The following is an 8915-nucleotide window of genomic DNA, read 5'->3' as shown; positions in this document are numbered from 1 at the left end:
CGCGCCGTGCCAAACCCCCCCCACCCGCCCCCCCCCCCCGCGGCGTTTCCGGGGTCGGAGGGCCGGGAGCGGTTCCGGCCGGCGGCGCACCGTTCGGCGGCCGGAATACAGCCCATCGAGTGACACCACCCGCATCCGGCTGACGTAACCCGGCGCCCGGCCTTATGGTGCGCTGGTCCGCAGCGCCCCGGGCCACGCCGCTCGCGGCGGCCGCCGGGTAGCGGCGGTCACGTGGGGGGATGCTGGACGGCGTCCGGCCGGGCGGGCACGCACGACCGCTTCGCACAGCGCCCCGGCGCGGTCGTCCGGATTCCGGGCGCCGTCACCGGGACGAGTGGAAACCGGCGGGATCCGGAACACCCACCCCGGTGCGGGCGTCAAAAATGTCAGAAGCGCCACACAGCATGTACTACCGGGGATCGGACGTCGCCGTTTCCCAGTCGGAAGTGATCGTTTCGAGTCGGCTCAGGGCCCGTCACCGGATGCCCGAGGGCTCCGAAGGGGGTGCCGCACCGTATGGCCGCTGTCGACACCGCGCGCGCTCATGCCCAGGCGGTCCTGCGGGTCCGTGGTCTCGCCCTGGCCGCCGCCGCGCTGCCCGCGGCCGTCGCGGTGGTGCTGCTCGCGGGCCGGTTCACCGGCCGGCTCGGTGCGCCCGGCGCCCCCGACGCCGCCGCCTGGGACGCCGTCCGCTGGGTGGTCTGCGCGGTGGCCGCCGCCACCCTGCTGGTGGCCGGGCTGGCCGCCCGGGCCCACCGCCGGGCCGTCCCGCCGCAGACCCCGGCCGTCCCGCTGGAGCGGGCCCAGGCCCCCGAGCTGTACCGGCTGATCGACGAGCTGGCCGACCGGCTGGACGTCCCCGCGCCGTCCGCGATCGCGCTCACCCCGGACTGCGACAGCTGGCTGGAGGACGTCCCGCCGCCCCGCCCGGCCGGCCGCCGGGCCCGGCACGCCGCGCACCACCACCCGCCCGCGCCGGTGCTGGTGATCGGCTCGCCGTTCCTGTGGTGGATGCGGGCCGGCGAGCTGCGCGCCCTGCTCGCCCCGGTGGTGGCCGGCACCGCGGCCGCCGCCGACCCGGACATCGCCGCCGCCCGCCGCTTCCTGCGCGGTCTGGACGCCAGCCTGGACCCGGCCGCCGCCGGACCGGCCGGGTCCGTCGGGTCCGCCGCACCCGACGCGCCGCGCACCGGCCGCCGAGGCCCGGCCGGCCTGACCGACCGGATCACCCGCCGGCTGCTCGGCGCCTGCCGCGCGCACTCCGCCGAGCTGGAGCGGGCCGTCGCCGGCTGGGCCTCCGAACAGGCCCGCACGGTCGACTACGGCCTGCGGATCGCCGCCCAGGAGCAGGTCGGCCTGGCCTACGCCGGCTGGGACCGGCTGCTCACCCGGGTCGCGCTGCCCGCCTGGCGGCTCGGCCGGCACCCCGCCCACCTCAACGCCGGCGTGGTCGCCGCGCTCACCGAGCTGTCCCGGCGCGACCGGCTGGCCGACGGCTACGGCAGCCGGCTCGGCGACCGCCCCGCCTGCGACCTGCTGGAGGAGCCGGGCGCGGTCGACGAGGCGGTCTCGCTGCTCGCCGCCGACCTCTTCTTCGGCCGGCCGGCGTCCGGCAGCTGGCGCGAACTGGACTGGGCCGACTACCCGGCCGAGGTGGTCGACGCCGGCTGGCGCGCCCGGGCCGCCACCCTGCAGTCGGCCCTGGACCGGGCGGCCCCGCAGGCCCGTCCCGGCTCCCCGACCCTCACCCGGCTGCTGGTCCGGCTCGCCGAGGGTGACGGCGAACAGCTGGCCGCCTCGCTCACCGCCCAGCTGGCCCGCACCACGGCCCCCGCACCGCTGCTCGAACCCGTCCGCACCGGGCGCGACCTGCTGGTCGACCACGTCACCGCGATGGTCTGCTGCGCGGCCGTCGACACCGCCGGGGCCACCCCCGGCCTGGACTGGCTGGACGGCCCGGTGCTGCTGATCCGCGGCGTCCGCCGGACCGACCTGGCGGCCCCGGTGGCCCAGGCCGTGGAGCAGGGCCAGGACGGCCCGCTGCGCGCCTGGCTGGACGCCGCCGAGGTCCGGCTGGAGAAGCCGGTCCGGCTCTGACCGGATGATCGAAGAGGGCGCTCGGCGCCCGGGCTCGCGCCCCCGGACCGACCGGGGGCGGCGGGTCTTCGCAGGCCGGGGCCCTCCGCGGGGCGGACCGGAAGATTCTCCGCCACTAGTTGCTACCGTTGGGTGACACAGCGCCAGCACTCTGTGGTGTATTAGACCGCACGCACATCCGGTGGGCACATGCCAGCCGGCGAGGGTGCACCTGTGGGAGGGGCGCGTGGGGACGGAACTCAACCGCCGCTGGGAGTCCGGAACGCACGCGTACAGCGTCTCCGACCCCTTCGGCCAGGGCCCGCTGCCCTGGCTGCGCAGCCCCGACCAGTACCTCGCGGGCGCCGAGGGCACCGTCCCCTGGTACGTCTCGGTGGACGCGCCGGGCCAGCAGCCGCTGGCCGCGGGCGCCCGCCCGCCCAAGCCGCCGGTCGGCACCCCGCAGGGCGCCAACGACGTGGTGCAGCAGATCAAGGGCTTCGCCTCGGCCGGCATCGTCCGCCCCGGCGGCTCGGTGGACTTCCGGGTCACCGTGAACCCGCCCCGCGAGTTCACCGTCGACGTCTACCGGATCGGCCACTACGGCGGCGACGGCGCCCACCACATGACGTCCAGTCCGCTGATCGCCGGACTGGCCCAGCCCGCCCCGCTGGTGGCCGGCCGGACGGTCTCCTGCCACCACTGGTGGCACTCCTGGCGGCTGCAGATCCCCACCCACTGGCAGCCCGGCGCCTACGTCGCCGTGCTGACCACCGGTGACATGCTGCACCGCAGCCACATCCCGTTCACCGTACGGGACTTCGAGGACCGGGCGCACGCCGCCGAGCTGCTGCTGGTGCTCCCCGACGTGACCTGGCAGGCGTACAACCTCTTCCCCGAGGACGGCCGCAGCGGCGCCAGCCTCTACCACGCCTGGGACGACCAGGGCCGGCTGGTCGGCGAGCCGGAGGCCGCCGTCACCGTCTCCTTCGACCGCCCGCACGCCACCGCCGGGCTGCCGCTGCACGTCGGCCACGCCTACGACTTCATCCGGTGGGCCGAGCGGTACGGCTACGACCTCTCCTACGCCACCGCCACCGACCTGCACGCCGGCCTGGTCGACCCGGCCCGGCACAAGGCGCTGGTCTTCCCCGGCCACGACGAGTACTGGTCCGAGCCGATGCGCCGGGCCGCCGAGCGGGCCCGCGACGGCGGCACCTCGCTGGTCTTCCTCTCCGCCAACACCATGTACTGGCGGGTCGAGCTGAGCCCCGCCCCCTCCGGCGAGCCGAACCGGCTGCTCAACTGCCGCAAGCGGCAGAAGGTCCGGCCCGGCAGCCCGGCCGCCGGGGTGTCCGGCGCCGCCAGCGCGCTGTGGCGGGACGCCGGCGAGCCCGAGCAGCACCTGCTCGGCCTGCAGTACTCGGGCCGGGTCGCCGCCCCCGTCCCGCTGGTCGCCCGGCACACCGCGCACTGGCTCTGGGACGGCACCGGCGTCCAGGAGGGCGACGAGCTGCCCGGGCTGGTGGCCGGCGAGGCGGACCGCTACTACCCCAAGGTGGCACTGCCCGAGCACACCGAGCGGGTGCTGCTCGCGCACTCCCCGTACCGGGACCTCGGCGGCCGCACCCGCTACCAGGAGACCTCGCTCTACCGGGCGCCGAGCGGCGCGTACGTCTTCGCCGCCGGCACCTTCGCCTGGTCGCCCGCGCTGGACCGGCCCGGACTCACCGACGAGCGCATCCAACGGGCCACCGCCAACCTGCTGGACCGGCTCTGCAAGAACTGACCGGACCGGGCGTCCGGGCGGTCGTGAAAGACTGCAGGGGCAGTGACCTCCCCTTTCGCGCCCCACGCCCGCGAACGACCCCTGAGGACTGAGACACCTTGAGCGGATTTGTCACCAAGCCCGAGCCGGTCCAGGTACCCGGCCTGGTCCACCTGCACACCGGCAAGGTGCGCGACCTCTACCGCACCGAGGCCGGGGAGTTGGTGATGGTCGCCAGCGACCGCACCTCCGCCCACGACTGGGTGCTCCCGAACGAGATCCCCGACAAGGGCCGCATCCTCACCCAGCTCTCGCTGTGGTGGTTCGAGCGGATCGCCGACATCGTGCCCAACCACGTGATCTCCACCGAGGTCCCGGCCGGCGCCCCCGCCGACTGGAAGGGCCGCACCCTGGTCTGCCGCAGCCTGGACATGATCCCGGTCGAGGCCGTGGCCCGCGGCTACCTGGCCGGCTCCGGCCTGACCGAGTACGAGGAGAGCCGGACGGTCTGCGGCATCGCCCTGCCGGAGGGCCTGGAGAACAGCTCCGAGCTGCCGGCCCCGATCTACACCCCCGCGCTCAAGGCCGAGGTCGGCGAGCACGACGAGAACGTCCCCTACGAGGAGACCGCCCGCCGGATCGGCGCCGAGCTGGCCGCCCAGCTGCGCCGCACCACCCTGGACGTCTACGCCCGGGCCCGGGACATCGCCCGCGAGCGCGGCATCATCCTGGCCGACACCAAGTTCGAGTTCGGCCTGCTGGACGGCGAGCTGGTGATCGGCGACGAGGTGCTCACCCCGGACTCCTCCCGGTACTGGCCGGCCGACGCGTGGCAGCCCGGCCGCTCGCAGCCCTCCTTCGACAAGCAGCTCATCCGCGACTGGCTGGTCTCCCCGGCCTCCGGCTGGGACCGGTTCAGCGAGGAGCCGCCGCCGGCCCTGCCCGCCGAGATCGTCGAGCAGACCCGGGCCAAGTACATCGAGGTGTACGAGCGGCTGACCGGCACCCACTGGGTCTGACGACCGCGGTGGCGCCCGCGGGCCCGGCTCAGATCCAGCCGTGCTCGCGGGCGATCCGCACCGCCGCGTGGCGGTTCTCGGCGCCCAGCTTGCCGGCCGCCGAGGAGAGGTAGTTGCGGACCGTGCCCTGGGAGAGCGCCGCGCGCGTGGCTATCTCGGCGATCGAGGTGCCGTCGGCGGCCAGCTCCAGCACGTCCGTCTCGCGCGGGGTCAGCGGCGTCTCACCCGCGCTGATCGCGTCCGCCGCCAGCTCCGGGTCGACGTACCGGCCGCCCGCCCGCACCGTGCGGATGATCCCGGCGAGGTCCGCCGCCGAGACGGTCTTGGGCAGGAAGCCGCGCACGCCGACCTCCAGCGCCCGCTTCAGGTAGCCCGGGCGGCCGTGGCCGGTCACGATCATGGTCCGGCAGTCCGGCAGGATCCGGCGCAGTTCGGTGGCCACCTCGATGCCGTCCAGCCCGGGCATCTGGAGGTCCAGCACCGCGATGTCCGGGCGGTGCGCCGAGGCCATCGCCACCGCCTCCGGGCCGGAGGCGGCCTGGGCGACCACGTCGATGTCGTCCTCCAGCGAGAGCAGCGCGGCCAGCGCGCCCCGGATCAGGTGCTCGTCGTCGGCGAGCAGGACGCGGACGGTCGCGGTGTCGGTCATCGGCGGGGCCTTCCGGGGAGCGGATTCAGAGCGGGACGCTGGCGAGCAGCCGGAAGCTGCCGGGCGGGGCGTCCGGGACGGTCAGCTCGCCGTCGTGGGCGGCGAGCCGCTCGCGCAGTCCGCGCAGCCCGGTGCCGCTGCCCTGGGAGGGCGGCGGGACGGCCGGCACCCCGTCATTCTCCAGCTCCAGCACGGCCCGGTGGTCCTCCCGGCGGAGCCGGATCGAGCAGCGGCCCGCCTCGCTGTGCCGCAGCACGTTGGTGGTGGCCTCGCGGATCACCCAGCCGAGCACCGACTGGACCGGTACCGGCAGCTGGTCGGCGTGCTCGCCGAGGTCGATCTCGCAGGTCACGTCGGCGGAGCGGAGCACCGCGCGGGCGCCGATCGCCTCCGCGTGCAGGTCCGTCGTGCGGTAGCCGCGGACCACGTCCCGGACCTCGCGCTGGGAGTCCTGCGCGATCCGCTGCACCTCGGCCATCTGGTCGGCGGCCTCCGGACGGCCGCGCCGGGCCAGCTGGACGGCCAGCTCGCTCTTCAGCGCGATCGTGGTGAGGTTGCGGCCCATCACGTCGTGCAGGTCGCGGGAGAACCGCAGCCGCTCCTCGGCGACGGCCAGCCGGGCCTGCGCCTCGCGGGCCGCGTCCAGCTCCCAGACCACCGACTGGAGCCAGGCGAAGCCGCGGCAGCTGTACCCGATGGAGACCATGAGCACCGCGGTGAAGGTGAGCGCCCCGGTGGCGGTCGCCGGTTCGATGCCCGCCACCAGCATCGCGGGGGCGACGGCCAGCAGACCGCCGAGCCCGGCGAGCGCCGACCGGCGCGGCGGCAGTGCGACCGCGAACGGGCCGAAGGCCGAGAAGAGCATGGTGCTGACGGTGCCGACGGTGAACGGCACCTCGTCCGGCCCGGTCCCGGCGTGCGGACCGACCAGCAGGAGGGCCCAGGAACCGGCCAACGCGACGGTGCCGGTGACGGCGAGCCAGCGGCGGTGGTCGGTGGGCCGCCTCAGGTAGTGGTCGATCGAGGTCCGGTAGGCCCGGAGGGTGACCAGGGTCAGGGCGAGGCCGATGACGACGGCCACCCGCGCGGCGGCCAGGTACCGCTGGTTGTCCGAGTCGGTCCCGATGCTCAGCAGCGCGCCCGGCAGCGGGAAGACCGCCATCAGGTAGAGCGACCAGCGGAGGTAGAGCTCGGACCGCTGGGGCTTGCTGTAGCCCCGCCACTTGCGCACCGGATTCACGATGCCCATCCGTCCCGCCCCCGTTCGACCATGATCGTGCTCCGCCATTCCTACCAGGCGCGGCCGGGGTCTCCTCCGGCCGGACGGACGGACCCTAGCGGCGCGGCTCCCAGCGGAAGTAGCGGACGGCGCCCCAGGCGGCGAGCGCCAGCCAGACGGAGCCGGTGACCAGGTGCGGGGCGGCGGTGGCCCAGGTGCCGGCGAAACCGGTGGGGGCGGCGGAGCCGTCGGTGCCGAACCAGCCGAGGCGGATCAGCTGGAAGGCCGGGGTGGTGGGCAGCAGCCGGCAGACGTCGGCGGCCTTCTCGGGCATGACCTCCAGCGGGATGAGCAGGCCGGAGCCGAACTGGGTGAGCAGCAGGACGGGCATGGTGGTGATGCCGGCGCTCTCGACGGTCTTGGTGAAGGCGCTGGAGAGGGCGGCCAGCGCCATCAGCGTGACGATGGCCAGGACGGCCCCGGCGGCCAGCAGCAGCGGGTTGACCGGCGCGCTGAGGTGCAGGGCGGAGGCCCCGACACCGCCGATCACGGCGCACATCAGCAGGGCCAGCCCGACCGAGGGCACCGCGGTGCCGGCCAGGATCTCCAGGTCGCGGGCCTCGCCGGTGCGCAGCCGCTTGAGCACCAGCTCGCCGCGGCGGGCCACGTAGGCGGCGGTCAGGTTGTAGTAGACGACGAAGGCCAGCACCATCCCGACGGCGCCGTTGACCAGCAGCGAGTCGACGTCGAGGCCCGGGTCGTCCTTGGCCTGCTGGTCGAGCACGTTCTTCAGCCCGAGGACCAGCAGCACCGGCAGCAGCAGGGCGGTGAACAGCGCGGTCCGGTTGCGCAGCAGCAGGACGGCCTCGGCGCGGCCGAGCGCGAGCAGGCGGCGGGCGACGGTGCTCCGCGGGGCGGCGGGGGAGGAGGGGACGACGGAGGCGGTCATCGGGCGAGTCCGATCAGGCGGCGGCGGGCGGAGGGGGCGGCGGGGGCGTCGGCCGGCGGCTGGTGCGCCGCCTCGGAGGCGATGGCGAGGAAGGCCTCCTCCAGCGAGGCGCTGCGGGCGTCGAGGGCGCCGAGCGCGATGCCGTGGTGGTCGGCCCAGCCGAGCAGCTCGGTGAGGGTGGCCTGGAGGCGCGGGGTCTGGACGGTGATCTTCCGGCCGTCCGCGACCACGTGGGCCCCGGCCAGCGTCGGGAGCGAGGTCCCGGTGAACTCCGGGAGTTCGAAGGAGATCCGGGAGGGGCGGCCGGCGATCACCTCGGTCACGGTGCCGGTGGTGACGACCCGGCCGCCGTGCATGATGGCCAGCCGGTCGGCGAGCTCCTCGGCCTCCTCCAGGTAGTGCGTGGTGAGCAGCACCGTGGTGCCCTGGGCGCGCAGTTCCCGGACCAGGCGCCAGACGGCGGCGCGGGCCTCCGGGTCGAGGCCGGTGCTGGGCTCGTCCAGGAAGAGCACCTCGGGCCGGCCGAGCAGGGCCATCGCCAGGTCGAGCCGGCGGCGCTCGCCGCCGGAGAGCTGCTTGACCCGGACGTTGCGGCGGGCGGTCAGGCCGACCAGCTCCAGCGCCTCGTCCAGCGGGCGGGCGTTGCTGGTCGTCCCGACCCAGGAGCGGCCGGTCTCGGCGACGGTGAGGTCGCCGGGGAAGCCGCCCTCCTGGAGCATGATGCCGATCCGGGGGCGGACGGCGGCCCGCTCGCGGTACGGGTCCTGGCCGAGCACCTGCACCCGGCCACCGGTCGGGGCGGCGAGGCCCTCGATCAGCTCCATGGTGGAGGTCTTGCCGGCACCGTTGGTGCCGAGCAGCGCGAACAGCTCGCCCCGGCCGACGGAGAGGTCGACGCCGCGCACCGCGTGGTAGCCGGTGGCGCCGGAGCCGTAGTGGCGGTGGAGGCCGGTGACCTCGATCACAGGCTCGCTGGGGGCGGGGGGCTGGCTCGTTTCCATGCCTCAAGCCTTCCGCCGCCCGGGCCCCGCGGGCAGTGCGCGCCGTCATGAGAACGGGATGCGCCGACACGGGTCGGCGATGACAAATGTCATCGCCGGGGAGCGGGCGGTCCGGCCCGGGAATGCCGGACCGGGAAACGTCGAAGGGCCCTCTCGATCGAGAGGGCCCTTCGTGCTGGAGCGGACGACGAGATTCGAACTCGCGACCCTCACCTTGGCAAGGTGATGCTCTAC

Annotated in this window: 7 protein-coding genes; 3 read left to right on the top strand and 4 right to left on the bottom strand. The window is 75.2% G+C overall.

What is annotated here, in order from left to right; genetic code table 11:
- Positions 1 to 516: 516 nt before the first annotated feature.
- The 3 genes from ACFVHB_RS38530 (at position 517) to ACFVHB_RS38520 (ending at position 4863) form a co-directional block, all read left to right on the top strand.
- Positions 517 to 2097, top strand: coding sequence for a hypothetical protein (locus tag ACFVHB_RS38530; protein ID WP_380332248.1), 1581 nt, complete (start codon positions 517 to 519; stop codon positions 2095 to 2097).
- A 226-nt stretch (positions 2098 to 2323) separates the two neighbouring features.
- A complete protein-coding gene (locus ACFVHB_RS38525; RefSeq protein WP_380332245.1) occupies positions 2324 to 3865 on the top strand; it encodes a N,N-dimethylformamidase beta subunit family domain-containing protein in 1542 nt (513 codons plus the stop codon).
- Between the two features lie 98 nt (positions 3866 to 3963).
- Entirely contained in the window at positions 3964 to 4863 is a 900-nt protein-coding gene (locus tag ACFVHB_RS38520) for a phosphoribosylaminoimidazolesuccinocarboxamide synthase (RefSeq protein ID WP_380332242.1), read from the top strand.
- Between the two features lie 28 nt (positions 4864 to 4891).
- Here ACFVHB_RS38520 and ACFVHB_RS38515 read toward each other — a convergent pair whose 3' ends face one another.
- The 4 genes from ACFVHB_RS38515 to ACFVHB_RS38500 form a co-directional block, all read right to left on the bottom strand.
- Positions 4892 to 5512, bottom strand: coding sequence for a response regulator (locus ACFVHB_RS38515; protein WP_380332239.1), 621 nt, complete (start codon positions 5510 to 5512; stop codon positions 4892 to 4894).
- 25 nt (positions 5513 to 5537) lie between these two features.
- Positions 5538 to 6743 (bottom strand): sensor histidine kinase, encoded by a 1206-nt coding sequence (locus tag ACFVHB_RS38510; protein ID WP_380332236.1) that lies wholly within the window; start codon positions 6741 to 6743, stop codon positions 5538 to 5540.
- 103 nt (positions 6744 to 6846) lie between these two features.
- A complete protein-coding gene (locus tag ACFVHB_RS38505; protein WP_380332233.1) occupies positions 6847 to 7680 on the bottom strand; it encodes an ABC transporter permease in 834 nt (277 codons plus the stop codon).
- The gene (locus ACFVHB_RS38500) at positions 7677 to 8681 is read right to left on the bottom strand and encodes an ABC transporter ATP-binding protein (RefSeq protein WP_380332230.1); all 1005 of its coding nucleotides are present in this window, start codon (positions 8679 to 8681) and stop codon (positions 7677 to 7679) included. Before ACFVHB_RS38500 ends, ACFVHB_RS38505 begins: the two co-directional genes overlap by 4 nt.
- Positions 8682 to 8915 lie beyond the last annotated feature (234 nt).

This window comes from Kitasatospora sp. NPDC127111 (assembly GCF_042677465.1).
GTDB lineage: Bacteria > Actinomycetota > Actinomycetes > Streptomycetales > Streptomycetaceae > Kitasatospora.
This window is presented reverse-complemented; position numbering and strand designations above follow the sequence as displayed.